Source organism: Thiomicrorhabdus cannonii (assembly GCF_013391695.1).
GTDB lineage: Bacteria > Pseudomonadota > Gammaproteobacteria > Thiomicrospirales > Thiomicrospiraceae > Thiomicrorhabdus > Thiomicrorhabdus cannonii.
The window spans coordinates 1-24,764 of record NZ_JACBGH010000011.1 but is presented as its reverse complement, the minus strand read 5'-3'; the positions used below and the strand labels follow the sequence as shown (position 1 = coordinate 24,764).

Sequence of the window (24,764 nt, the reverse complement as noted above, 5' to 3'; positions counted from 1 at the left end):
CCTATATTATCGGTTTTTAGGAGACTCGTTAATTCATTTTTACCAATCCAGAAAAAACCAAATGGATATTTCGGCTTAGTAAGGCTTCTTGCATGATTGCTAGTCGATGATTGATTATGGCTTTTGTGTGCTCTTGAAGTTCTGGTGATTTAAGTGGCAAGGTATTAAGAGTGCCTTGGTACTGTTTAATTTGAGCAAAGAAACGGTCTTCTCTATTTGAGGTAAGCAGTTCTTTAATAGGTATTTTCTTTATATCAGGGAGAATCAAGCGATTTAAACCTTGAATGCCAAGCGTACACAATCCAGCAGGATCGTAGTCGAAAAATCCGATAGTTTCTCCTTTAAATGAATTAATAAATGCCTGGCTTCCTTGCGCAGAGAACAAGCCCTGACCGCCGCGGTATACGAGAAGTGCATCTTCGTTAAGTAGATCAGTCAGTATGGGGTAGTGTTCGGCTTCTAAAAAGGGTTCTAAATTTTCAATCAATATTATTTGTGAAACAGCGCATTGTGTGAGTTCAGATGTTTTGAACTCAATGGCATGGCCGGGGGGAAAAGTTTTTCCGTCGATGCAAAAGGAATTTTTAACTGATTTTAGTAGGATGCGGTTAGAAGTAATCATTCCCCTCGTCAATTTCTCATTGGAAAATACCTTCGCTGTGGTCATGCGATTCAAAAACGTACTTTCGTCAGTTTGTCCGCTATATCCATTAGTTTCCAAAAAAGTCACTATTTTGCGAATATCAGCAGCGGTTATTTCGATAGAACGGCCGGAAACTTTGCCAAAGCCTTCTTCCTCAGCCAGTGCTCTCAGCCAGATGGAGGCTTGGCGTTTGCAGGCAATACCTTTTTGACAGATTGCTTGAAGGGTAAGAATCTGTTGCTTATTTAATCGCATTAGCTTCTCCAGGTATGAAATGCACCTCAATATCAGAAATTAGATGAATGTCTGATTTTGCAGACACAGGTGTTTCGACAATACCAATATCGATTCGGCCGTAATTCGGGTCAAGCCCGCCTTTGACGTCGGACAACCATGCCACCATATCGCACAACCATGCATTTGCGCTGATTAACGTATTGGTCTGAATATCCTCTTCCCAAAAGTTTACAACAGACATCGAATGGCTCTGCTTTACCAATCGCTGAATAAAGCGCGTTTTGCATGCAAGAAACTCTTGTTTAAACATGGGTTCTTCAGGAATGGCGTCTGAATCCTGTGTATCGAGATAAGCTGGCTCGAAGTCATCCAGTTGTCGAATGGTTTTTTCGGGTAAACGGATCTTTCTAGAGATGTCTTCAAAGCGGCTGTTATTGAAGGCAGTGCCGTTCTTGTAGTCATAGGACGCCCGCAAGACTCCGATCGCTCTAGGCGAAATGGCATTAAGGTGTTCGCTATTCAGATAGTCGATCCGCTCAAGCACGTTTGACGAGATGAATTGTTTTTCATCAAGAGCGACCAGTATTCGGCGAAGGCGTTTTGTGCGCCTTTCGGTTTCCTGAAATGACAGGCTTAGTTTTTGGAGCTTATTCAGCACCCGCAAAAGATCCTGTCGCAATCCTTCTATTTTTGGAAAGAACTTTCCAAGTGTGATTTGCTCGACTTCAGAATTGGAAGAGATTTTCATCAGCTGCTTGTAATTCAATCTCTCCAGCTTTTCTATGATGTCTTGCGTCCTTGCCTGGTAGTGCCGATTTTCGCGTATTTTTGCTTCAAGTGTTTTGCAGTATCCAAACTCGGCCGTCGCCTTTAAGTCAATCTCCCGAATGAGTGATTTCAGGTCTGACGACATGTGGTGGATATTGCGGAAAATAGCCTTGCGGACCTGTACCTCTTCATCCTGTCGCTGTTCGTCGGATGCCGCTGCATATTGATCTGATAGGTGGCGTAGATTATTGAGCCAGTCAACAATATCCGGCATGGCGCGCAATTCATAATTTGAAGAGTTGATGGCTTTTCTCAGCAGGTCATAATTTTCGCCAGGAAAATAGCTACTGTCGTCGATAGGCTCTATTATGCGTGCATTCTTTAACAGGCCGAGTGATTGTGTTGCGTCAAATATCTCGATAGGGGTTTCTTCCACCCAGTCCATTTCCGCAAGCATACCGGCGTTAAGAGTGATCGCTTCGCCTAGTTTTCGTATTTCGTCGGCCGTCATTCAAGCAGCCCCAAGCCTTGTTGTTCTCCCCGTGATTCAACCATAAGCTCTGGTTCATCCAGTTCGACTATCGTTTGGTACAGTGCAAGATAGTGCGCAAACTTTCCTGTGACCACAAAACGCAAAGCTTCGTTATCAGTCGCTAACAGGCCGTGCTCAGCCATTTCGAGTAGAACTGTTTTTAATCGGTCGGTAGGATTGTTTTTTGAGCGCACGGTCTTGAAGAATTTGGTGTTCGAGAGGGATTTTAAAGACTCTGCAACGGAGCTGTCATGCTCAACACTCATTAACAGGGTTGTAAATTGGTAAACGTGCCCGATATCCGGGTAAACGTCTTCGCCGTTCGCTTTTGAGACGAATTCCATAAACTGAAATATGGGGTGCATCAGGTCGACTACCTCTTGTAGGCGGGACCGTAGCGCTCGGGCATCTTCTTTGTCATCCAAGTTAGCGTAACTGGCGTAAAAATAAGTCTCTTCCTGGTCATAGGACAATCTAAAGCCGCAATAAGAAAGAGCTTCACTTACGCATTCTTTTGCGATCGCTCCCTGTAACCAATCCACAGCGTCGCTTTCTGTCACCGAGCATACGACTTCGCCGGCCATCAGTTTGCGGATAACTCGTGTATCACTCATACGCCAACCTCTCCGAGAACATTTATTAGCATGCTTGCAGCAGAGTCCTTAGTCTTGCTTTCAGGTTTGATAATTTTGCCAGATGGCATGATTTCGTAAATGTGCTTGAATAGGCTTAGCACTTTTGGATTTGTGCTTGGTTCCGCGCAAAGTAATTCAACATGTTCGCGTTTTAAGATGCTCATTAACACTTCGATATTATCATGGTGCAGTTTACCCAATTCATCTATTGGCCAAAGCAATGTCACATCTTTACCTTTCTCAAAGGTGTTTTTGATGGCCATGTAGAGTGAAACCAAAATCAGGAAGCTCAGGCCTTCACTGTCGATATTGCTCAGCTCTTTATCGTTTCTGGCAATGCGTGTGTCGGTATGGCCCCGGTTCTTGACGGCTACCTCGATATCGATGAAGTTTTCGATTTGTAGCTCTTTGCCATAACGATGAATGTCACCAATTGCCACGGAGACTAATTCGTAATAACTGTCTCGCGGTGCTTCATGTTCGCTTAATTGCTGAACCAGGCTTGCCTCTTGTGCGGCGGCGGCCAGACTCTTCTTAAAGCCGATATTGTCGATGTTGGACGTGATGGCAGCACTCACCGATTCAATTTTCGAAAACGAAGAGCCAGCTTCATTCATCTTAGCGGAAATCTCTCGGCCCTTATCCCTTATACGACGTGCCTGGTCGTCAAGTCTTGTGTTTAAATCGATTAGGCGTTGTGACAAGATCTGGTACCGCTGCCTGATAAGTGCGATTAGGTCAGAAGTGTATTCACCCATTAAGTAGCCGAGGGGCTGTATGTGGGAGCGCCAATTGATCGCTGAATTGAAGTCATTAAGTCCTTGCTGAACCAGAGCTTCGCTGAAATTATCTTCCAGCTCTTTAGTTTGCTTTAGTGAGCTCAGAATGCGGTGACACGCTTCCTGTCCAGATTTTAAGTAAGCTTTCCGGTGACCGATGCGTCCCGACACTTTTCCTTTTAGTTCGGATGACGGGATAATCACGCTCGGCTTCTGCGACGGAGAAGGGGTCTCTGCAAGGAAGCTTGTCAAGATAGCTTCCAACGTTGTTATCTCGTTTTTGGCATGCTTAGATGCAGATTCATTCTGGCTTTGCAGTTCCGCAATTTTTTTGGATTCAACATCGAAATGCGTTTTGAGGGCATTAAGTTTGTTTTGCAGTTCATGGATCAGTGAACTTAGTTCTGCTTTCTTGCTATTTAAATTCTCGTGACGGGAATATTCCTGCTCCAACCAGCGATGATATCCATTGAGCAATTCGGCCGCTTCTAAGGCTGTTTTATAGCGTTTCTGAAGGTTGTGGAGAACTTCTTGTTGTTGTTTATATTCTTCCGTGCGAGCACCGGCATCCGAAAGGTCTTTCATTTCAAGTTCTTTTAACGCTTTTTCCTCGGCCTCAAGCTGGTCGTCAAGGCGTTTTTCTTCGGTTGAGTAGCGTTCTTTAGCTTTTTTGATTTCACCTTTTATTTCTGTCTGGCTATTGTTGTGGTCGCTCTCCAGAGCACTCAAGTCGGAATGGTACCGTTGTTGTAAATCAACGATGCTGGTTTTAACTTTGTCTATCTCGATTTCGATATTGGCAATTTCATCCTTGCAACCTTGTTTAAGCTTATCTAGCTCAATTGAAAGCTTGTGCTTTTCTTGGCCAATCTCTTTTTGTTGTCGACTCAAAGTGGCTTCAATCTGTTGAACTTTTGCGCGTGACTCGATAATAGATTTATCCAAGTCGCTTATCTTTCCATTAAGGACTGAAGCTTCGGCGCCGAGTGACTCCTGCTTCTCTTTGTTATCGAGTAGGGCCTGTTCGGTGTCTGAAATCACTCTTTCGAGCTGTGCTTTTTCAAGAATCTCGACGGCCGGCACGTCACTGCAATCCAATTCGAAGCCGAGTAGCGTGTTTTGGCCGGGAGAGAAGGGTAGGTCACCATCGATCGGCTTTTTCAGAAGTTCGATATTCAGTGCACGTAAAGCCATATCTGCCTGAGATGGGTCAATCGCTCTCATTTTGAAATAGGTCATCTTTTCAATAATGGCTAGGGATTTGAGGTAATCCTCCCGTTTAAGCTGGAGCTTCTTTTCTTCGTCTTTGGTGGCTTCAATGTTTTGAAGTTTTTTCGCGCGCTCTTTTTCCAGTTCTGTTTGCACTGAGGTTAGCTCTGACACAGCTTTTAGTGCATTTGCCAGGTCTGACTGCCCGTCACCTATTTTCTTTTGCAGAATTTCAATTGAAGCTGATAAGCGTTTGGTTTCCTCGCTAAAAGGGTTTTTTGATTCGGTTTCTTTTTTACCTTTCAGGATGGATAGCTCTCCAAGAATCCCTTTTAATCGGTCTTTTTCGTCCAGATAGGTTTGTGATAATCGATCTCTTGAAAGGTTAAATTCTTTGATCATGTCCGCACTTTTGGTGTTTAGTTCCTCTGTTTGGATAACCTGTTCTTCGCGCGCGGCATTTTTAAGTTTCTGAATCTCGTTACGCAACGCTTCCAGCTTCTCTTTGTAACGCTGAACAATATTTTCGTAATGAGTTTGAATTTCGGAAATGATTTTCTTTTGGGCGTCGAGCTGCTGTTTAAGAGACTCCATCTCATTGGCCAGTAGCGCTTTTCCTTTGACATCCTTTTGGTCATAAAGCTTGCGTTGTTCATCGAGTATCTTAAGTCGGGCAAGCGTGTCTTCAAGGTCGCCTTGATTGCTTGAGAGTGCGGTTTGGGCAGCATCTCTGTCTGCGTTGTAAGTGTTTCGTAACGAATCCAGTCTATGAGAGAGGGTATTTGCTTCCTGCTCCAGACTTAAGAGGGACTCTGAAAAATGCTCAAGACTAAATAGAGCGGCACCTTTTAGGTCGGACATTTCCTTATCTAAATCGGCAATAAGGGCGTCGTTCTTTTGCATTTCGGCCAAAAGATCGCGCTTTTGCATGAAGCTTTCAGCCTGGCGTAAAAGTTTGCGCTGCTTCATCAATTCTTGAGGTTCAAATTCACGCTGCACACCAGAGTGCGAAATCATATCTTCTAGGCCGATAATCTCATGCGCTATCAGGCTGCGAACCGACTGCAGACTTGGCTTGTTGCTCAAAATAGAGCTGACAACTTTATCGATATCGAGAACGGAACGATTTGGCTCACAAAGTGAATATTTTATTTTGGCTTCATTTATGGCCTGAGCATCCTTGCCTCCACCCGTTTTACGGATACCGGATTGAATAATGTCTTTATACTGACTCCAAGAGAACTGATTGCTCAAGCGTCTGGATGTCGTGGATTGGATGTGTGACTTCAGGTCTAGAAAAGGGATAAATCGCTTGTTAGTGTCGAGAAATAGAGACTCTTCAAAGGCGCCGTCGCAAAACTGATACGTCAGGTCGTTTCCTTCCTTGCTGTAGGCGATCACTAACAGGTCTAGACCGGACTTCTCATATTCAAACACCACATAGCTGCTTGGCGTCTTTAAGTAATAGTCAGCGAACCGGTTATTCTTGCCCGAAATAAGAGCAATGTCGCCAGGCTTCACTCCGAAGAAGATGGCTGACAAGCGAAGCAGGCTAGTTTTACCGACCCCGTTGGTACCCTGAATTAAGCAGCCGCCATCAACCTTGTACTGGTTAATCCGGCTCGGTGCATAGGAGTTTACGGCGATAATGGATTTTAAGTGGCTCACCTGTTTTCCCTGTTAATTGAATGTTATCAATTGGAAATTTCTTGTGCTGTTGGCTCGACAATGATTTTCTAGACGGGTGTCAGTGTTAAGCTAAAACTGGGGTAGAATTCGTGCATAGGAAACGGGTGCATGGAAAGAAAGTCCAAGGTCATCATAATCTTTAAAAACAATAATTTTTCTATTTTCTCCAGCTCCCATAAAGGAAGCAAATACAACAATCACTAGTCCAATCAGCAGGATTATGTTGCGAATGTTCATCTCTTCCATGCATTTCTCCTATTGTGAGTATGTTTAAATTCAGGCTTCAAATTGACTCCAGTATTTATATTTTATACGCTGTCTGCAGAGTAGGTTTCGTATAATTCCTTAAAAGTGTTTTTAAACTCTTTTCTCAGGTTTTCGGGTTCAACAATTTCAATGCTCTTTCCAAAGCCCATTAGCCACCAGCGCAATTGCTGGGTATTCTTAACGGTCGCTTCAAGAAATATCTCTGTTTCGGTGCGTGTGATGGTTTGATCCTTAGATAGTTTGCTTTCGCTTAGATGCGTAGCAATGATTTTATTAATTTTGAGCTTGAGTTCGATAAATTGGTTCTGGTCCACTAAATACTCAAAGTGACCGGCATGAATGTAGTTGTTTAGATTAAAGCTGTCCTGCTTGAGCATGTCGGATTCAAGTTGTTCTGCGCTGATAAAACGGTGCAATGCGAATTGCTTGATATCTTGATATTCCCACAGTGAACCTACGAGATAAATGATTTTATCGACGATCACAATGCCGTGTGGATTGATGATGTAATCACGCGGTTCCTCATTCCTGGGTTGGTAATGAGCCTTGATTTGTTTTTCTAGTAACAGGGCTTGGTAGGTTTCTGCCAATACCACCGGATCAATCGCAGGGCTAAGAAGAGGCTGACTTCTGGATAAAAGGGCGACCTTATCATTCCAACCACTTAAGTGGTTATGGGTGAGATTGTTGAGAACATTATCACTGTGTCTGAAATAGCCATCCAAGTCTCCCAATGTGCTCGGAGGCATGAACTTCTCTAAAAACAATTTCACCATTCGGAAACTCAGCGCCACGGCCGGCTCCATTTCTGGGAGTTCGAGTTTTTCCGCATCCTTCCGCCAGTACCAGCCCGGGATATCCTTATTACCATCATTTTCGATAGCAAACAGTTTTGAAAGTGAGTTCAAGTCGCGTTGCAGCGAGCGTTTATCAATATCAAAACCTTGGCCGGTTAGTTTGTCGTGAAGGTGAGAAACACTAATCCGCGCTGGTGCAGTGGGTAAGAATCTTAGTGTTTGAATTCTACGGAAACATGCATCGTTCATGGTTTTTTCTCAGTTTTAGGGTGACTGTAATTGAATTGTATTGGATAGACAACGCCAATTTCGTTAAATGCGACGATTATTGTCGCATCTTGCTTTGGAGCGTATAGATAAACTTTTGCAATTTGGGTAAAACACTTCCTGAAACTAAACCAAGGAGGTGTTTTATGTTGTTTTCTATCAAGCGTTTTATCTTTTTGTCTCTATTCATTCTTGCCACTCCCGTCAAGGCATCCGACCTTAATCATGCGATCAATGTGTACAACGAGGCACTCCAGAATTTTGAAAAAAATTCTAATACAAGGGAGCTCGCAAGTGACATGCAAACCGCTTTCATTGAGTTTGAGGAGCTTGCAAAAAATGGAAATAAGACCGCAATGACCTATTTGGGGAGGATTTATCTAGCAGGGTACTTCAAGGCTGCGGATAGTCATTTAGCAAATGAGTGGTTCAAAAAAGCATCAGATAAAGGGGATTACCTTGCAATGGCCTATTTGGGTAGAGCCTACGTACAAGGTGATGGCATAAGAATGAATATTGAAAAAGGAAGTCAACTGATCCAAACTGCCGCTGACAAGGATATTCCTTTGGCACTACGTCAGTTGGCATTGTTGTATCGAGAGGGGACAGGCGTTGAAAAGGACCAAAAAAAGGCTCTATCCCTGTTTTTGAAGGCCGCAGAAAAAGGTGATGTGAATGCTCAGGTTTGGGCAGCCTATTATTTCGAAGACGGACTAGCTGGTGATATTGATTTGCCTAAAGCATTTTCTTGGACTAAAAAGGCTGCTGAAAATGGGCGTTCAGAAAGCATGTATCGACTTGCCGTGTTATACCATTCCGGTTCAGGAGTAGAGGCTAGTCAGGTAGAGGCTGCTAAGTGGCTGAAAAAAGCATACGACAAACGAAATTCAGATGCCTATAAGTTAATCGAGCAATTCGAAAACAGAGCGGGTGGATTACAAGGCGCGCAAAAGGAGTTTGCCAAAGAAACAATGGGTATCTTTTGTGATACAGGTTGGAACAAAGGGTGTGAACTCTACAAAAGTTTCAATCGTCCATAACTGATTTTCAACAATAGGTATAGAAGATGAGTAGTGTGATGGATGGACTTGATGGCGAGGAACTGATGTTTGCGCAGTTTGAATCCAGAAAGCAACAGCACGACTTAGTGTATTACTACCAGAGCACACGGAATGAGGCCATTTTCCAAATCCTCTTGGAGGAATTGCGCCCTTTTATGGACAAGATTCATGCGCACTATCCCGAGATTTCCTATGCGGAAATGGAGGAGAGTATTAGAGTATCTGCATTACATTTTAAATACGAAGGTATAGGAATCTCTTTTACAAATAGGGCGCTATTTTATTTGATCCAATTTAGAAATAGACGAATAAGCGAAGAATTCTGGTAATAACTTATGCGTATTTTAGTGGGCGGTATGAGACAATAATAAGCGGTTCTGAACTGCCCTCGGTGAAATACTTCAAATGTGTACGTTTGAATAAATGGAATGAGTTTAAAAATGAATAAGTTCTTCGGTGACGTTGCATCCTCTAGTATGAGAAGCAGGCTATTTCTATATTCAATTATTGTGTTTGCCGTGATTTTTTCATGGACAGGGTATCTCGACGGACAAGCCACTGAGTATGTTGATGGAGCTGTGCTCCAATCAACATTGGCGTTTGGCGTCGCAAAGCTCTTAAATGGTTTGATTTCCGTTGCTCAATCGACGGAGGTTCAAATTTCATTGGGTGCTGGGATGTCGATTGCCATCGGTGAAGCCCTTGACCCATTTAATGATTTGGTCGAACAATATTCTTCAATGATGAAGCTTTCTATTGGTTCTTTGATTATTCAGAAGTTGCTAATCGAGATTACGTCCGACATCTTTTTCAAGAGCATGCTGACACTCTCGGCCTTGATGATGATTTTGGCGATTCATTACAGATTAACCCTCTATTTTGGGCTTATATCTAAGACATTCATTTTTATGCTGTTTGTACGTTATGCCATTGTTTTAGCGCTTTTTCTTAATGGGACAGTTGATAAGGCATTTATTGAGCCCGTTTCAGAGAAAGATATTGGTGCTTTGCAAGCTGTCTCTAAGCAAGAGGAGGCCATGCAATTGCAGGCTCAACATGACGAGCGCAGTAAGGTTGAGCAGCAATTGAATAATGATCGTGAAGAGCGTGTAGTAATCGAGCGTAAGCTTGCATCCACCGTATCGGAAAAAACGGAAATCAATCAAAAAATTGTAGGTATTGATGGCCAAATAAAACAGATTAAAGATGAAAAAAGTCTGTGGGCAAATTTGACGCAGAAAAATGAAAAAATTGATGCATTGCGAGCAGAGCAGGAAAAGTATGACGAGCAGTTAACTGTGCTTAATAAAACATATAGCGATCTGCAGGATAAGCTGGATACGCTTGATGATCAAATCCAAGAGAATCAAAATATTCTGGATGGAAAGTCAAATGGCGTTTTTAGTGCTATTGGAAATGGAATTTCAAAGATGGGTAGTTCTGTATCCTCATTTTTTGATGCCGATAAAATTTTAAAGCTCAAAGAAGGTCTGGAAAATACAGCAACCAATATGATTAATTTAATGGCCCTTTTTATTTTTAAAACGCTGATACTACCGTTGTTCTTTTTATATCTTCTGATTAAAGGTACGAATGGAATTTGGCAGATAGATATTCGGCAAAAAATTACTGATGCAAAGGATGAGTTATTGAGTGCTCCAAAAACTCAAAACGAAATTGACTCGTTGCGATAAGAGCATATTTAAAAAAATTACCTATCAAACGATCTTGTAAATAATTCTGTTTAAGCGCTTGCTGGGATATGTGCCATCAAGCGTTCTTCATGCTGAACCTACATTGTTCATAGCGCCTTCTGACCTCTCGTTAATCCTGTCTGATTAAATGATAGCGACGCTAAATGTCGCAACCTATCGTTCCTGGCCTTAATTTTTGTCTTCGCTCACGTTACATTGTATTTAAATCAATGGTTCAAGGGGAGAGGGCAATGTTTGAAGAAGATTTGTGTTCCAAAGAGTTTCTATTATCTGAGGATCATGAAAGCCTTTATGCACTTTGGACAGCAAGAGTGTGTAGCCATAAGCGCTTTTATTCAAAACTACTTTCATCCAAATTGACTCGTTTTGATATTGGTCACTTAGCCGAATTGATGCAGTTGGAAGTGGATGAGTCTGATCCGGGAGTACTTCCCAAGCTGCTTATACAGTCACAGCATCTAGAGAAGAGGTTGTCTGCTCTGAATCCCGGTTTTAATGGTGCAATGGCAGGGAACTTGCAAAAGTTAAAAGAGTCAATCGGTCTGAATGATATCGATTTCTTATTGCTTGGTTTTTTTTGTTTTGCTCAGGTCTCATGATGAGTTCAATGACCTTATGAATAGTATTGGTGAATTGAACCGTCAGCAACTGGTTGAGATCCTCGCAACGGTATTGGGGCAATCTAAAAAAGAAATTGCACTATCGCTTGATAGTCAGTCTTTGTTAGCGTCGTCAGGACTTTTGAGGATAGATGTTCGTATGCATAACACTTTAAGCAATAAGGTGGATTTACTAGAAGGACTCGAGGATGTGTTAACAGTCGAGTGTAATGATCCTATCGAGCTTTTGAAACGGTATTTTTCTCTGAGTAAGCCAGCATCGCTGACCCTGGAAAACTTCCCTCATTTAGGAGATCAATCTAAGCGTTTGTTAAGGTATTTGAAGGGGCAGAGGTCTCGTATAGGAACCAATGTCCTAGTGTATGGGCCGCCAGGTACTGGTAGGACCGAGTGGGTTAAAGCGATTGCAGAATCTCTTGAATATCCCCTGTATGAGATAACTAGTGAGGATAAGGGCCGAGAGGGATTAATTGAGGGAAGAAGAGTCGAGCTTTACAAGTTAGCCCAGTGCGCCTTGCAAAAAAATACCCAAAGCTTGGTGCTCTTTGATGAGGTGGAGGATGTATTCCCGCATAGCATTTCATTGTTTATGGAGAGAAAAAGCCAAAGTGGAAATAAAGGATGGATTAACAAGTTATTGGAAGAAAACCCAGTGCCTGCGTTTTGGATCAGTAATTCGATCGGGCAGATTGATTCAGCCTATATTCGCCGTTTTGATTTGGTGATTGAAATTGATACTCCTCCCAGAAGCGTGCGATGCGAGATTATCCAAAATGCCTTGCAAGGCGTGGATGTCAGTCAGGATTGGATTCAGCAATTGGCCGATCATAAGCAGTTGGTGCCAGCAGTGATTAGTCGTGCAGTAAAAGTGGTGCAGACCATAGCCAAGCCCGACGAGCCTCGAGAGGCCATTCAAAACCATATGCTTACGCTAATCAATTCAACGCTGGAAGCGCAGGGACACCCGTCTTTGGAATTGAAAAGCCTAAAAACCGGTTTAGGTTATTCCCTAGATTACGTGAATACCGATGCGGATATCGAGCAGCTTGTAATGGGGATGCAGCACTCGCAGCGAGGTCACTTCTGTCTTTATGGTTTGCCAGGAACCGGTAAGACGGCTTTTGGCAATTTCCTGGCTAAAGAGTTAGATAGACCGCTGTTGATTAAGCGCGCTTCTGACCTGCTATCTCCGTATGTGGGTGTGGCTGAACAGAATATTGCACGTGCATTCAAGGAGGCTAAAAGAGAAGGGGCAGTTCTGCAAATTGATGAAGCGGACAGCTTTTTGCAATCCCGTGAAAACGCTGTGAGGAGTTGGGAAGTCACGCAGGTCAATGAATTGCTCACGCAGATGGAAAGTTTTGAAGGGGTGTTTATCGCGTCCACCAACCTAATGAATAACATTGATCAAGCGGCCCTACGGCGCTTTGACTTTAAGCTTGAATTCAAGCCCCTAAAAACTGAACAGGCCTGGTCAATGATTGAAGCGATCTTCCGTCAATACGAAATCCATCAGTACGATCAGGACTGTATATGGGAGCAACTAAAAAGCATGAAAGTGCTTACTCCTGGTGATTTTTCAGCTGTTATGAGGAGGCTGAGTATCGGCGGGATGTTACCTGAACCAGGCACGCTGCTTTCTGCTTTGGAGCAGGAGTGCCAGTTCAAGCCCGGTTATGTAAAAAGAACGGGAATTGGTTTTATGAGTGAATTGTCGCATTGAGGATAGCAGGCATGATCATACAGGGTTTTGAAGAAAGAGTGCGCAGTGTGATGGCGTTCAATGAAGGGCAGATGAAGGTAAAAAGGGACCGTTCCTATGTGCCTTTGGTGATAAAGGAGTCAACCGACACGACAACACCAGAGTGGATGCTGTATTGCCTTGCGTTGAGTTATGTCAATCGGCCCACTGCACAGGAGAGAAAGTCGGGATTAGAAATCCTAAAACAAAAGAATCCAATGCTTTATGAAAATATTATTCCCTTCATTGAAGGGATCGAAATGGAACATTTTGGTTGTTTGCAGAGTGTTGTTTAGATGTTAATCATACAAAATCATGCGACAACTAATGTCGCCATTAGAATTTTGGCTAATAAATACGTGGTAATATGTAATGGTTGCATTAAACTTGGATGGGGTTTTAAAAATGAATAATCAATTTAAAGAAGAGCTTCAAGTCATGGTTCTCACAGAAATGTCAGATCAGTTTAAGAGAGCTTATGTGCAAGTTATCGTCAATATGACGTTTGATGACGATAAAAATATTGATGCAGATGAACTTTCAGAAATTTTGTTGTTGATGACAAGACTTCAGCTTTCCAAAGAAGTTAGGTTTGATGTTCGTACGTATATTGACAGTATTTCTGAAGAGACACAAATAGCTACCAAGACTCTGATTTCTGAGATAAAAGAGTTAAGTGATTCGAGCCAGCATCAATCTGTAATGATTTCACTGGTTAAAGATATTATTAATGCTCATTATTCGTCTAAAAAGAATTTTGATGGTGATGTGTCCTTTGTTGCCCTTAATAAAGAGCTTTTTGGCTTGTCTGAAAAGGAAATTAATTTTGCTTATCAGGCGGTGCTAGATGGATTCAAAATTTTAGATGAGAATGTTGATGATAATAAGATCAGAGAAGGTGCTTCGAAATTAGCTGCTACTGCCGCAGCTGTTGGGGCACCGATTGCGGCTGTCTATATATCGGGTTCAGTAGTGGGTCTTTCAGCAGCGGGTGTAACTTCAGGCTTGGCTACGCTTGGTTTGGGAATGGGGGTGACTGGGGGGCTTGCTGTATTGGGTGCCGTTGGTTTCTTGACTTATGCAGGGGTTAGGCATGTTTCTGGAGTAAGCGAGCTAGATAAGTTCAAAGTCAAACAGATGATGCTAAATGAGGCTTTAAAGCAAACCCATTTAACGATTAAAGAGGTCATTGAGGATATTAACTATCTAGTGTCCAAATTAAATGAAACGATGGCAGAATCAGAAATAAATCGTGAAAAACTTTTGATAGCAGAGGATAAGGTTTCCAGATTTGTTGCTGCATTAAAGAAAATTAGTGATAGAGCTGATAGGTTCGAAAACTCGGTAAGTAGAACGAAGTGTCCGAAAAAGTTGTATCAATATGGCTTTTATAAATTAAGTAAAGAACCGACTAAAAAGCCTTTATATGATTTTGTAATGAAGCATTACTTTAAAGCCGATCAAGAAGGTGGGGTTGTTTATTTTTTAAATGATCGAGCCTCGACTTCAGAGTTGGATAAGGTCGCAGAAATTCTTGAAAAATTGGGTTATTTTGATGAGGTTAAATCGTTTGATGCAAGGGTAAGAAGAGTAACTAGAAGTTTTTTTAAATATAGATAGTTGTGTCTAATTTGAATGAAAATGCGATGTCGTTAACAGTTCAAAAACTCCAGTTAGAGCCATCATTAAAAAAATAGGTGAGGTTGGCTGGTCTGTTGATTAGTTATTAGCTTATAAATCCCTGAGTTCAGATAATAAACGCAACATCCAGCCCCCCTCCCAACAAATACTGGGCTCAACTGGCTGAGTAATACACAGTACATAGACGACAGCCTCTAAGTACGGTATGCGTGACACCTGGATCATTGGTCGGGTGAAGCACTATTTAACGGAGTATCAGTGGTCACCTCAACAGATCGCTGGTTACCTGGAGAGGGCGCACAAAAAACGAATTAGTCACGAGTGGATTTACCATATCTACTCAAGACAAAGCGCAAGGTGGCGAGCTATATAAGCATCTACGCCACAAAGTGCGCAAAACTCGGCGGCGCTAGTCACTGTAGTAGAGAGGAAAACGGGACTACTCAAAATGCTCAAAGTCAGCAGAGCAACAGCGGAATTGACGGCGACAGCGATGATGGGCGCCCTTAAGGAATGGGTAGTCAGAACCAACACCGCGGACAACGGCAAGGAATTCGAGCATCATCATAAGGTCAGTGAAGCCTTGAGCTGCAAATGTTATTTTGCGCGTCCCTACCATAGCTGGGAGCGTGGAACGAATGAACAAATTCAAGCGGTTGAAGATAAACTCAATAACCGACTTCGAAAACGGCATGGCTTTAAATCGCCGTTGGAGGTCTTAAAAAGATGCAAATGCCAAGTGGGTGTTGCAACTGTTAGTTGAATTCAAGGCAGTTAATATCGTTGTCGGTGAAAAGGTTGATTGCTTTTATTATTGCATCGCTTTACATTTTTAATCAGTAATTTTATTTATTAAGGAGTCTAGATGTTGTCTGAATTGGTGTTGGCTTTCAATCTGTTGTGTTCTGTTGTTTTGGTCGTTTTGTTTATCGTGATGATGAAACGCGTAAATCAAAATAATATTGATTTAAATGCACGATTGGACGGTTATTTTTCAGGAGTTAAATCAGACTTTGACAAGTTAAACGTTTCATGCGAATTAATGAGAGACTCTACGGATAAAGGTGTTAATAGCTTAGTTAACTTAATTAGCCGATTACGTGTTGAAAACTTGATTGGTTTAGATAGTAAGTTAAGCGCGAACAAAGAATTTATTGAAGAGGATGAGCACTATCTTAAGCGTTATGGATTTTCTAAAGTTGTGGAGATTGTGGACAAAATAGCGGATACAACAACAACGGTTAACTATGATGAAAAAGGCGATATTACAGAAGCTAGAACGTATGCTAATGATAACGGTACGTTAAAGTATTTAGCTAGTTATAAAAACGGCTCTGTAGAAGTTGGAATGGAGTTTGAATCTTTAAATCTGTCTCGTGAATATGAATATGATGAAGCAGGTGAAGTTAAACAAGTTGTGGAATACACGTATGACGATGATAGCAACGTTATTGAGAAAGTAATTCACAAAAATCATTAGTGATTGAATAGCCAATTTTAAAATTGACAACGTATTTAGTTATTGGAGAACGAAATTGTATTTAAGTTTTTTGAATGAAGAAGAGCAAAAAGATTTTTTAGAGTTGGCCAGATATTCCATGGGGTTAAATGGCGAATATAAGGATTCTGAAGAAAAGGTATTGCTCAATTATAAATATGAGTGTCATTTAGAAGATTATCTTGCGTCGCGGCAAGATCAAATAGAAGCAATTATTGAGGCTTTTACTAAGTCTACAGACAAAGTTAAGAAAATTGTCCTTATTGAACTGTATGGCGTTCTTAGCGCGGATAATGAAGTTTGTGAAAAAGAGTCCAAGTTTTTTGGAGAGCTTGCAGCAAAACTGGATGTTGACGGCTTTATGCTGAAAAGAATCATTCGTTGGGTAGAGGCAATGAATGATTTGGTAGAAGAAGGCTTAAACTTAATCGGTTAAAAGGTAGGTGTGTAATGTTATCTTTTGCGTGGGGACCATCAAGCAAAATAAGCCGAAAGTCGGAAGGTGAATCGGATTCGGTAAGGCGTCAGATAACTAATGTATGGAACAATATTACCGGTAAGGCCGATTTTTTAGAGGCTCAAGAGAGATTGAATGCTATCTCTGTAAAGTACGAAAGTTTTAAGACTGAATATGAATCAGAAATGCTTTTAATAGCTGAAGATTTGGCGATTAAAGTGGAATCGATCAATCAATTTAAGATTGATATTTATCAAAGTCACTTTGAAAGCTTTCTTTCAATCGTAAACCGTGTTCATGACGTAAAGATAAATGGGGTTAATTTTCTGGACTTCTTTGATGAGTCGATTTTCCAGAGAAAAAAAATTACCGGCATTAGGTCTGATAGTGAGCTATTCAAAATTGATTTTAATAACCTATCGTTAAAAGAATACTTTTTTAGTATTTTCACCTGGGGTTTTTATTCAAGGAAGAAGGCTAAAGAAACTCTTCAAGAAGTTATGATTGAAGAGGAGAGAATAAATTGTGAAATACAGGAAATGACCACTCAGTTAAATCAGGCGAGGGTTGCTAAGGATTCACTCGAGATGATTGTCATGTACTTTGATAGACTGCTGAAAACTTACGAAGCGCTTTTGTCCAAATTTGAGTATGGAGTAATAGCTCAAATTAATAAAGCCCATTTAGGCGGTGATGATTTGGTCGATGGAAAAATAAGCTTTAAACGGTTGCCAAATTTTCATCTCGAGAATTTTTATGTTTTATTCAATTTATCCATAGTGTTAAAAGAAATGTCTAAATTGGGGTATTTGACCGAGCAAGGTGAAGTTATACATCAGGATCTTTCGACACTTGAAATGTTTAAAGAACCTTTAAAAAATTTAAATATCTTAGTTGCTTAAAGGAGTGGGGATGCATACGTTAGCGGGACAGAAAATCTCTCTTGATGAGTTTAGAGAAGAATTAAATAACACCTCACCTCTTCAAATGAGCAAAAAGTTGATTAGTTATGAAATCAATGACCAAAATGACTCCCTTGAAGTTTTAAATCAAATTCACGAACAGCTTGAGAGTAAAGAATCGTTGGTTGACAGTCTTATGCAGCCTTTGCTTTTAAGCTTGGCTGACGGTTTAGTAAAGCACCCAAAGCTGCATGGAGGCTTCAGAAAAACTAAAATCACACCTTCGCGAATTGTAAATGAGGTTATGGCATTTTCTTATACTGAATCTAGTGAATCCTCTTGGAACGACGATGTTGCTTCTATGCAAGGAGAGAAAACCTATTACGACTCTAACGGATTTCATAGAAATAAATTCTACGATACAAAGCCAAGATCTAATACGGAACAAGACAAAGGCATTGTTCGAGATCAAACTGTCACTTATGTGAACAGAAAAGGAAAGCTAAAGACTGTAAAAACAACCACTGTCAAGGATGAAATTACTGGTGAGGATTTGGACTTGACTCGAGCTGGGGCTCAACAGAAGGGCGTCCAGCAAGCCAATATGGATCATGTATTACCCATTAATTATCTAAGAAAACTATTTAAAAATAATCCATATCTTTATCGTGATGATATAGAAAAAATAGTAGGACTTCCAAGCAATGAAGCATACATTAGTTCATCAGTTAATCAGGCAAAACTAGATTTTACGTTTAAAGAAGCGATTGAAAATGGTAGGTTGGCCCATCTTTCTGATGAAGAAAAAAGGAGAGCATTAGAGCTGCAGAGGCAAGCGGAAGAAGACACAAATAAAGAAGCTGCAAAATTGATGGCTAAAAACGTTGGCTTGGAGGTTTTAGGAGATCTTATTATCCATTCGCTCAAGCCAATTTGGTTTGAAGTTAATCAGATGGTAACCAAAGGCGTTTTGTATGGTTTTGAGCAAAATACGGCCGACAAAATAGAGGCTGTTATTTTTAGGGTTCGTCGAGCTGTTGCTTATATTAAAGACAATATCCTTTCTACCCTCAAAGGGAGTTTGAAGAATATATTTACTAACTTAATCTCTGTGTTGATTAGTAAGTTATTAGATTTCGTTAAAGGTTTCTTTAAAAAAATACTATCTATGATCTCTGATGGATTTTTCGCCATCAAGGAAGCAATCAAAATCCTATTGAAGGATAAGGATGCAAATGGAAATAAGCTCAGCTCACTACAAAAAGCCGATGCGATAACCAAGCTGATAGCAACATCAATAACTCCGATCTTGATTTTTCAGTTTGAAGAGGTATTAAGTAAAATTCCAGTTTTTGGAGAGGTAGCCACACTTATTTTATCAGGCATCGCTTCAACTTTAGTGGTATGGATTTTGAATGAAATCGATATTTTCTCGGTTAAAGGTGAAATCCGTGCAGCACGAATTAAAGAAATATTTCAACTCAGGGTTCAGAATATAAAAGAGAATACAGATATGTTTGCGTCTGAATCTATACAGAATTTAGCGCATCAGAAAGCTCAGTTTTTGAGTGTTATTGATAGCCTTGATGAATCAGTTGAAGAAGGCATGGCTCTTAATGAGCATGTTCATAATGTAGCTAATTTTTTTCAAGTTGATATTCAGATAAAAACAACGGACAGCTTTTTAACTATGCTTTCTGAAAACAAGACAATTGTTATTTAAGAGATTGTCTTATTTTGTCTTTGTGGAAGAAAGGCTTTAGTCTTGTTTCAGAAGGAATTGAGGGTTTTACGTGGTTGAGTGCGATTCAATCATTTGTAAAACGGCTGGATTAAGGTTCATGAACTGTGTATAATTCCCGTTCTGTTTCGGAATGACTTTTCTGAAAGTGAGTACAAAAGTGAGTATGTTTTTAAAGGTGTGCTCTGTGTGCTAGGCAAGACGGGCTTCTTCTAATCCCCCGCTCTCCGCCATTATTTTTTTGATGCATTTCCAATATGGTGACTCTATCCGTCCCCTCGCGACGCTAGGTCGGGAACCCCGCCAGGTCCGGAAGGAAGCAACGGTACCGACTGATGTGTGCGCCGAGGTAAGGCGGGTAGGGTTGCCTCCACTATTTCGAAGTTTCCGCTTTTCCCATCCTCATAAATTGATTGGATAATTCCTCTCTTTTCTTGCCTATTCACGTTAAAATAAGACCTCGTTTGATTTACTAAAACACGCTCTTTGAGTGTCTGCTGCAAACCGGGAATTACATGAGTTATACCGTTCTGGCGAGAAAGTGGCGCCCCAAAAACTTTGCCGAATTGGTCGGCCAAAGCCATGTCATGCAGGCCTTGTCCAATGCGTTGGATCAAAACCGTTTGCACCATGCCTATCTTTTTACCGGTACCCGCGGGGTGGGCAAGACGACTATCGCCAGGATTTTTGCCAAGGCATTGAATTGCGAGCAGGGGGTTTCCTCCAAGCCGTGCGGCGTGTGCGATAGTTGTCGCGCCATTGACGAAGGTCGTTTTATCGATCTGATTGAGGTGGATGCGGCCTCCCGTACCAAAGTGGATGATACCCGCGAAATCCTCGATAACGTGCAGTTTGCACCGACCCAAGGCCGCTACAAAGTCTATCTGATCGACGAAGTGCACATGCTCTCCAAGAGCAGTTTTAACGCTTTGTTGAAAACCCTCGAAGAGCCGCCAGCACATGTGAAATTCCTGTTGGCGACAACCGATCCGCACAAATTGCCGATTACCGTGTTGTCGCGCTGCTTGCAGTTCAATCTGATGCGTTTGACGCAGACCCAAATTCAAAACCATTTGGAATATATTCTTCAGCAAGAAGGGCTGCCTTTTGAGCCGGCCGCATTGGCGCTGATTGCCAAGAGCGCAGACGGCTCGGCACGCGATTCGTTAAGTTTGCTCGATCAGGCGATTGCTTACGGTGGCGGCGAAATTCATTATGAACCTGTGCAAACCATGCTGGGGCTGGTGGATCAGCAGTTCACCTTGGCGATTTTGCAGGCGTTGGCCGCGGATTCGCCCGCCATGTTGAAACAGGTGATTCAGCAACTAGCTTCGATGGGCGTGGATTACGCAGCCTTGCTGGCGCAGTTGATTGAAGTTTTGCATGCCTTGGCGTTTAAGCAGGTGTTGGGGCAGTTTGATGAAAGTGCCTTGCTGCCCGAGGCGGTGATAGAAGAGCTGGCCGGGCAAATTCCGCCTGAACGGGTGCAGCTGCTATATCAGATTGCATTGCTTGCCAAACAGGATATGCAGCTGGCGCCGGATATCCGCATCGGGTTTGAGATGGCATTGTTGCGAATGTTGGCGTTTCAGCCCGCTGTGGTTGCGCAGCACGGGCTGACGCCTGCGTTGCCCGAGGAGGAAGGGCTCAGTCCGCAGGAGGTGCTGGCTGGGCTGTCTTCGGCGCGTGATCTGATTTCAAAAAAAAAACCGTTAAATCCTGAAGTCGTTAGTGAAAGCCCGCCACCCGTGCCGCCTGTCTTCTCGGAGGTCATGGTAGAAGAAACCCGCTCTGCGGAGGTCGTTACGGTCGTTGAAGAGCCGCCTGCGGTTGAGGTAAGCGATCATCTATCGCTGATTAAGCAGCGTTTGAAGCAGCCGCTCAAATCGCGCCATGAATCTCCTCAAACCGAAAATGTGGCAGAGCCTTCATGGTCATCCGATGCGTCAACCGTTCAGCCGGCATGGTCCATGTCGCCTGTGCCTGTGAATGATGTTCCGCCTGTTTCTGATCTGGAAGAGCCGGATTTGCAGGAGGCGTTGCCGCCGTGGATGGAGTTGCCGGAATCAGAGGCTGAAGCCGTTGCTGTTTCGGAAAGTGTTCCGCAAACTCAGCAGGCCGGGTTGCATTCCGCACCGCCAGCGGAGAACCCTTTGAATGCGCCACAGGGATTGGACTATCATACATTGACCGATGCGAATCGCACCCAAGTCTGGTTGGAATTGCTTGAGCGGCTTCAACCGGAGGGCATGGCGGCCGAACTGGCGCGCCAAAGCGTGTTGGTGAGTTATTCGCCGCAAGTCTGGAAGTTAAGCGTCGATCCCGAACAGCAGTTTGCCAAAACCGACATGGCGGTGTTGCGTTTGACAGAGTGCATTCAGCAGACGTTTGGCGGGGAAATTCAGTTGCAATTTGCTTCGTTTGACAGGCATGATACGCCGGCCAAATATGCGCTGCAGCAGAGTGAATACCGCCAGCAGCAGGCGGTGGTCTCGATTCAGAATGACCCGAACGTGGCCATGTTGCAGGCGGAATTGGGGATGGAGGTGATTGCCGCTTCCATCGCACCGGTTTAATAGACAATTTTAAAGCAATATATCAAAGCAATATAAAGGAACAGAAGATGTTTGGTGGAAAAGGTGGACTTGGCAACCTGATGAAACAGGCGCAGGAGATGCAGAAGAATATGCAGAAGGCGCAGGAAGAAATCGCGAACATGGAAGTCAATGGTGAAGCCGGCGGCGGCATGGTCAAGGTGACGATGACGGGCAAGCATGAGTTGGTCAAGGTCGAAATCGACGACAGCCTGATGGATGACAAAGAGATGCTGGAAGATCTGTTTGCCGCCGCGGTCAACAGCGCATCGCGCCGTCTCGAAGAGGTGACGCAGGAAAGAATGGGAGGTTTGACAGCCGGTATGAACCTGCCTGCGGGCATGAAGATGCCTTTTTAAGCCGGCCTGTTGAGATTGTTAAACAGGATGTTTCGGCATGTATAGCCCGTTAATTGCAGAGCTGATAGAGGCTTTCCGCGTGCTTCCCGGTGTAGGCCCGAAGACGGCACAGCGCATGGCGTTCAATGTATTGGAGCAGAACCGGGAGGGCGGTGCGCAGTTGGCGAAGGCGTTGGAATCGGCGATCGCCAAGGTACATCATTGCGCATCATGTCGAACTTTCACCGAAGAAGATATTTGTGCAATATGCGCTTCTAGTACGAGAAATGGCGAAGAACTTTGTATTGTTGAGTCGCCCTCTGATATGATGGCAATTGAACAGTCTGGTATCTTTCGTGGGAAGTACTTTGTGTTGATGGGGCATTTGTCGCCGATTGATGGTATCGGGCCGCAAGAGCTGGGGTTGGATCAGTTAGAATTGCGTTTGTTGCAAAAAGACGAAGGTAAGGTTCAGGAACTGATTATTGCTACCAATCCGACAGTTGAAGGTGAGGCAACTGCTCATTATATTCAACAGATGGCTAAACGTTGTGACGTTAAAGTCTCGCGGTTAGCTCAAGGAATTCCAATGGGTGGAGAACTTGAGTACATCGATAGTGGAACATTGTCACAGGCATTCATCGCTAGAAAAGAGGTATAGCGTCATGGTTAAGTCAATTAAATGGTTAAGTATTTTTCTCCTTATGCTGTTGGTTAGTGGTTGTGGGGGCAGTGCTGGAGGTGGCGATTCGGCGCAGTTTTATCAGCCAGGTATTAACTTGAAAATGACTATCTCCTCGACTGGAGAGGAGTCTACAACCATTCCGTCTAACGATGATGCGAAAGTTGATATTGTATTTTTAGATGATGGAAATATGCCGGTTGAAAATGAAATTATTAGTTTGTCTGCTACGTCGGGAACACTTTCTCAGACATCCGTCTTAACTGATCATACGGGTCGAGCGTCAGTTACGATTTATTCTCCAGATATTGCATCGGGTACGGCACCGGGTACCTTAACTGCAGCATCAACGGCTTACCCTAATTCAACTTCTCTTAACTATCAATTTGCAGCTACTATTAGTGATGGTGGCGCCAATACGTCTTCTGCGGGTTCGATCCAGTTTATTGATGCGTCTCCCACCTTTATGTCGCTAAAAGGAACAGGTGGCGTAGGTTATGGAGAGACGTCTCAGGTGACCTTTAAAGTAGTGGATAAGTTCGGCAATCCAATAGAAGGCGCGACTGTCAGTTTTAATCTTTCTACGACGGTTGGCGGCTTGTCTTTATCACCTTCATCTGGCAGTTCTAATGCTTCGGGTTTGGTTACAACAACGATTCAGGCAGGGACTATTTCAACGCCTGTGAGAGTAGGTGCTTCTGTAACCTTGTCCGATGGCGAATTGATTTATGTACAATCTGATTTATTGACTGTTACTACGGGTATTCCGGACCAAAACAGTATTAGTTTGTCGTTTGATAAATTTTCGGTCGAGGGGTTAGAGCACGATGGTGAAACCGTTACTGTAACGGTGAATCTAGGCGATCGTTTTAATAATCCGGTTCCTGATGGCACAGTGGTGAATTTTACAACCGAAGGTGGATTGATTGATTCGACCTGTACTACTTCAAATAGTGCATGTTCTGTTGTGTGGCGAAGTCAGAATCCTCGTCCTGCCGATCATCGTTCTAGCGTATCGGCTTATGCCATCGGGCATGAGACTTTTTATGATTACAATGCAAACGGCGTTTTTGATGACGGCGATGTCTTTGATGATATTGGTGAGGCGTTTCGTGATGATGATGAGTCGGGTACGTATAATCCGGCCTCTGGTAATGGCTTCAGTATTGATGAAAAATTAATAGATTATGATGACAATGCTATTTATACAGCCGCAGACGGTGTTTACAATGGTGTGCCTTGTGATCATTCAACGGATTGTCCTGTAGATGCTAATAATATTGCTGGTCGCTCCAATTTCCTAACGAATGTTCGTGATGATGGCATTATTATCATGGCGAGCAGTTCACCAAACGTATATATGTATGAGTTAGTAGGTGTGAATACATCGTGCCTAGATGCAAATGGCAAAATTGATTTAGTTACAAGATGTCAGGCTATATCTAACTTCTCAGCTGGGCTGGACGTTAAAAATATATGGGTTTTGGTAGAGGATTCTGCAGCTAAGTGTTTGGATGCGGCTGGTGATCGGATTGCTGGTGTGACCGATCCGAATGATGCTGCTTGTACCGTTGCTGTGCGCCAGTCAGCGCCTACAGGTGCTTCGATTTCGATTTCAAGTGAGGTCGGAACCCTTTCGACGATTCCCTATTCTGCTGTTCCTAATCAGTTAGCCGCATTGCAGTTTAGTTTTATGCTCACGTCTGCAGATGATAATGCTGACCCTGAGTCAGGTGTTATTGAAGTAAAAGTCAGTACATCTGTTGGTGGTGTAGGTAGATATGTACAAACTACAATTGTTGATCCGGCAAACTAATAGTTAAAATGAAGTGACCCCAAAAACTTGGACATTTTAGTTAAGCGGTACCCAAGGCCTGATTTCGATACTCTATCGGACTCAGGCCTTTGAGTTTCTGCTTGATGCGTTTGTGATTATAGTACTCAATATAGT

22 protein-coding genes, 1 other RNA gene and 1 pseudogene are annotated in these 24,764 nt (G+C 42.8%); 17 read left to right on the top strand and 7 right to left on the bottom strand.

What is annotated here, in order from left to right; all coding sequences use genetic code 11:
• Nucleotides 1–28: 28 nt before the first annotated feature.
• From HZ297_RS10285 to HZ297_RS10260, 6 genes are all read right to left on the bottom strand, one after another.
• A complete protein-coding gene (locus HZ297_RS10285; protein ID WP_178863477.1) occupies nucleotides 29–898 on the bottom strand; it encodes a DUF7281 domain-containing protein in 870 nt (289 codons plus the stop codon).
• On the bottom strand, nucleotides 885–2,159 hold the full coding sequence (locus HZ297_RS10280) for a hypothetical protein (RefSeq protein WP_178863475.1): 1,275 nt from the start codon (nucleotides 2,157–2,159) through the stop codon (nucleotides 885–887). The genes HZ297_RS10285 and HZ297_RS10280 overlap by 14 nt, the downstream gene beginning before the upstream one ends.
• Entirely contained in the window at nucleotides 2,156–2,794 is a 639-nt protein-coding gene (locus tag HZ297_RS10275) for a hypothetical protein (protein WP_178863473.1), read from the bottom strand. Before HZ297_RS10275 ends, HZ297_RS10280 begins: the two co-directional genes overlap by 4 nt.
• On the bottom strand, nucleotides 2,791–6,471 hold the full coding sequence (locus tag HZ297_RS10270; protein WP_178863471.1) for an ATP-binding protein: 3,681 nt from the start codon (nucleotides 6,469–6,471) through the stop codon (nucleotides 2,791–2,793). Before HZ297_RS10270 ends, HZ297_RS10275 begins: the two co-directional genes overlap by 4 nt.
• A 90-nt stretch (nucleotides 6,472–6,561) precedes the next feature.
• The gene (locus tag HZ297_RS10265) at nucleotides 6,562–6,738 is read right to left on the bottom strand and encodes a hypothetical protein (protein WP_178863469.1); all 177 of its coding nucleotides are present in this window, start codon (nucleotides 6,736–6,738) and stop codon (nucleotides 6,562–6,564) included.
• 62 nt (nucleotides 6,739–6,800) lie between these two features.
• The gene (locus HZ297_RS10260) at nucleotides 6,801–7,805 is read right to left on the bottom strand and encodes a helix-turn-helix transcriptional regulator (RefSeq protein WP_178863467.1); all 1,005 of its coding nucleotides are present in this window, start codon (nucleotides 7,803–7,805) and stop codon (nucleotides 6,801–6,803) included.
• Between the two features lie 164 nt (nucleotides 7,806–7,969).
• Here HZ297_RS10260 and HZ297_RS10255 point away from each other — a divergent pair, with 164 nt between their 5' ends.
• The 17 genes and pseudogenes from HZ297_RS10255 (at nucleotide 7,970) to HZ297_RS10175 (ending at nucleotide 24,629) form a co-directional block, all read left to right on the top strand.
• Nucleotides 7,970–8,863: a tetratricopeptide repeat protein gene (locus tag HZ297_RS10255; protein ID WP_178863465.1), complete on the top strand. Its 894-nt coding sequence runs from the start codon at nucleotides 7,970–7,972 to the stop codon at nucleotides 8,861–8,863.
• 26 nt (nucleotides 8,864–8,889) lie between these two features.
• Nucleotides 8,890–9,213, top strand: coding sequence for a hypothetical protein (locus HZ297_RS10250; protein WP_178863463.1), 324 nt, complete (start codon nucleotides 8,890–8,892; stop codon nucleotides 9,211–9,213).
• 111 nt (nucleotides 9,214–9,324) lie between these two features.
• On the top strand, nucleotides 9,325–10,578 hold the full coding sequence (locus HZ297_RS10245) for a hypothetical protein (RefSeq protein WP_178863461.1): 1,254 nt from the start codon (nucleotides 9,325–9,327) through the stop codon (nucleotides 10,576–10,578).
• A gap of 251 nt (nucleotides 10,579–10,829) precedes the next feature.
• Nucleotides 10,830–11,198: a hypothetical protein gene (locus tag HZ297_RS10240; RefSeq protein WP_178863459.1), complete on the top strand. Its 369-nt coding sequence runs from the start codon at nucleotides 10,830–10,832 to the stop codon at nucleotides 11,196–11,198.
• 16 nt (nucleotides 11,199–11,214) lie between these two features.
• Nucleotides 11,215–12,942 carry an AAA family ATPase gene (locus HZ297_RS10235; RefSeq protein WP_178863457.1) on the top strand — a complete coding sequence of 576 codons (1,728 nt, stop codon included), beginning with the start codon at nucleotides 11,215–11,217 and terminating at the stop codon, nucleotides 12,940–12,942.
• A gap of 11 nt (nucleotides 12,943–12,953) precedes the next feature.
• Entirely contained in the window at nucleotides 12,954–13,256 is a 303-nt protein-coding gene (locus tag HZ297_RS10230; protein ID WP_178863455.1) for a hypothetical protein, read from the top strand.
• Nucleotides 13,257–13,332: 76 nt separating this feature from the next.
• Nucleotides 13,333–14,580 (top strand): hypothetical protein, encoded by a 1,248-nt coding sequence (locus HZ297_RS10225; protein ID WP_178863453.1) that lies wholly within the window; start codon nucleotides 13,333–13,335, stop codon nucleotides 14,578–14,580.
• Between the two features lie 424 nt (nucleotides 14,581–15,004).
• Nucleotides 15,005–15,364: pseudogene (locus HZ297_RS10220) on the top strand (IS30 family transposase); the annotation flags it as partial.
• 102 nt (nucleotides 15,365–15,466) lie between these two features.
• The gene (locus HZ297_RS10215) at nucleotides 15,467–16,081 is read left to right on the top strand and encodes a hypothetical protein (RefSeq protein WP_178863451.1); all 615 of its coding nucleotides are present in this window, start codon (nucleotides 15,467–15,469) and stop codon (nucleotides 16,079–16,081) included.
• 55 nt (nucleotides 16,082–16,136) lie between these two features.
• A complete protein-coding gene (locus HZ297_RS10210; RefSeq protein WP_178863449.1) occupies nucleotides 16,137–16,535 on the top strand; it encodes a hypothetical protein in 399 nt (132 codons plus the stop codon).
• A gap of 14 nt (nucleotides 16,536–16,549) precedes the next feature.
• A complete protein-coding gene (locus tag HZ297_RS10205) occupies nucleotides 16,550–17,458 on the top strand; it encodes a DNA repair protein (RefSeq protein ID WP_178863447.1) in 909 nt (302 codons plus the stop codon).
• Between the two features lie 10 nt (nucleotides 17,459–17,468).
• A complete protein-coding gene (locus tag HZ297_RS10200; protein WP_178863445.1) occupies nucleotides 17,469–19,181 on the top strand; it encodes a hypothetical protein in 1,713 nt (570 codons plus the stop codon).
• A 285-nt stretch (nucleotides 19,182–19,466) separates the two neighbouring features.
• Nucleotides 19,467–19,563, top strand: an RNA gene (ffs, locus tag HZ297_RS10195) — signal recognition particle sRNA small type.
• Nucleotides 19,564–19,714: 151 nt separating this feature from the next.
• Complete coding sequence (gene dnaX / locus HZ297_RS10190; protein WP_178863444.1) at nucleotides 19,715–21,775, top strand: DNA polymerase III subunit gamma/tau; 2,061 nt, start codon at nucleotides 19,715–19,717, stop codon at nucleotides 21,773–21,775.
• A gap of 47 nt (nucleotides 21,776–21,822) precedes the next feature.
• The gene (locus HZ297_RS10185) at nucleotides 21,823–22,152 is read left to right on the top strand and encodes a YbaB/EbfC family nucleoid-associated protein (protein ID WP_178863442.1); all 330 of its coding nucleotides are present in this window, start codon (nucleotides 21,823–21,825) and stop codon (nucleotides 22,150–22,152) included.
• A 37-nt stretch (nucleotides 22,153–22,189) separates the two neighbouring features.
• On the top strand, nucleotides 22,190–22,792 hold the full coding sequence (gene recR, locus HZ297_RS10180; RefSeq protein ID WP_178863440.1) for a recombination mediator RecR: 603 nt from the start codon (nucleotides 22,190–22,192) through the stop codon (nucleotides 22,790–22,792).
• Nucleotides 22,793–22,796: 4 nt separating this feature from the next.
• Nucleotides 22,797–24,629, top strand: coding sequence for an Ig-like domain-containing protein (locus tag HZ297_RS10175; RefSeq protein ID WP_178863438.1), 1,833 nt, complete (start codon nucleotides 22,797–22,799; stop codon nucleotides 24,627–24,629).
• Between the two features lie 40 nt (nucleotides 24,630–24,669).
• Here the strand turns inward: HZ297_RS10175 and HZ297_RS10170 are convergent.
• A partial coding sequence (locus HZ297_RS10170; RefSeq protein ID WP_178862052.1) for an IS3 family transposase occupies nucleotides 24,670–24,764 on the bottom strand: 95 nt, incomplete at its 5' end.

What these genes read in the sequence shown, in the direction of transcription:
- HZ297_RS10225 (WP_178863453.1), top strand. Translation starts at nt 13,333, where the DNA reads ATGGTTGCATTAAACTTGGATGGGGTTTTAAAAATGAATAATCAATTT.
- dnaX (WP_178863444.1), top strand. Translation starts at nt 19,715, where the DNA reads ATGAGTTATACCGTTCTGGCGAGAAAGTGGCGCCCCAAAAACTTTGCC.
- HZ297_RS10260 (WP_178863467.1), bottom strand. Translation starts at nt 7,805, where the DNA reads ATGAACGATGCATGTTTCCGTAGAATTCAAACACTAAGATTCTTACCC.
- HZ297_RS10175 (WP_178863438.1), top strand. Translation starts at nt 22,797, where the DNA reads ATGGTTAAGTCAATTAAATGGTTAAGTATTTTTCTCCTTATGCTGTTG.
- HZ297_RS10205 (WP_178863447.1), top strand. Translation starts at nt 16,550, where the DNA reads ATGTTATCTTTTGCGTGGGGACCATCAAGCAAAATAAGCCGAAAGTCG.
- HZ297_RS10255 (WP_178863465.1), top strand. Translation starts at nt 7,970, where the DNA reads ATGTTGTTTTCTATCAAGCGTTTTATCTTTTTGTCTCTATTCATTCTT.
- HZ297_RS10265 (WP_178863469.1), bottom strand. Translation starts at nt 6,738, where the DNA reads ATGGAAGAGATGAACATTCGCAACATAATCCTGCTGATTGGACTAGTG.
- HZ297_RS10240 (WP_178863459.1), top strand. Translation starts at nt 10,830, where the DNA reads ATGTTTGAAGAAGATTTGTGTTCCAAAGAGTTTCTATTATCTGAGGAT.
- HZ297_RS10245 (WP_178863461.1), top strand. Translation starts at nt 9,325, where the DNA reads ATGAATAAGTTCTTCGGTGACGTTGCATCCTCTAGTATGAGAAGCAGG.
- HZ297_RS10200 (WP_178863445.1), top strand. Translation starts at nt 17,469, where the DNA reads ATGCATACGTTAGCGGGACAGAAAATCTCTCTTGATGAGTTTAGAGAA.
- HZ297_RS10275 (WP_178863473.1), bottom strand. Translation starts at nt 2,794, where the DNA reads ATGAGTGATACACGAGTTATCCGCAAACTGATGGCCGGCGAAGTCGTA.
- HZ297_RS10250 (WP_178863463.1), top strand. Translation starts at nt 8,890, where the DNA reads ATGAGTAGTGTGATGGATGGACTTGATGGCGAGGAACTGATGTTTGCG.
- recR (WP_178863440.1), top strand. Translation starts at nt 22,190, where the DNA reads ATGTATAGCCCGTTAATTGCAGAGCTGATAGAGGCTTTCCGCGTGCTT.
- HZ297_RS10280 (WP_178863475.1), bottom strand. Translation starts at nt 2,159, where the DNA reads ATGACGGCCGACGAAATACGAAAACTAGGCGAAGCGATCACTCTTAAC.
- HZ297_RS10185 (WP_178863442.1), top strand. Translation starts at nt 21,823, where the DNA reads ATGTTTGGTGGAAAAGGTGGACTTGGCAACCTGATGAAACAGGCGCAG.
- HZ297_RS10235 (WP_178863457.1), top strand. Translation starts at nt 11,215, where the DNA reads ATGAATAGTATTGGTGAATTGAACCGTCAGCAACTGGTTGAGATCCTC.
- HZ297_RS10285 (WP_178863477.1), bottom strand. Translation starts at nt 898, where the DNA reads ATGCGATTAAATAAGCAACAGATTCTTACCCTTCAAGCAATCTGTCAA.
- HZ297_RS10230 (WP_178863455.1), top strand. Translation starts at nt 12,954, where the DNA reads ATGATCATACAGGGTTTTGAAGAAAGAGTGCGCAGTGTGATGGCGTTC.
- HZ297_RS10215 (WP_178863451.1), top strand. Translation starts at nt 15,467, where the DNA reads ATGTTGTCTGAATTGGTGTTGGCTTTCAATCTGTTGTGTTCTGTTGTT.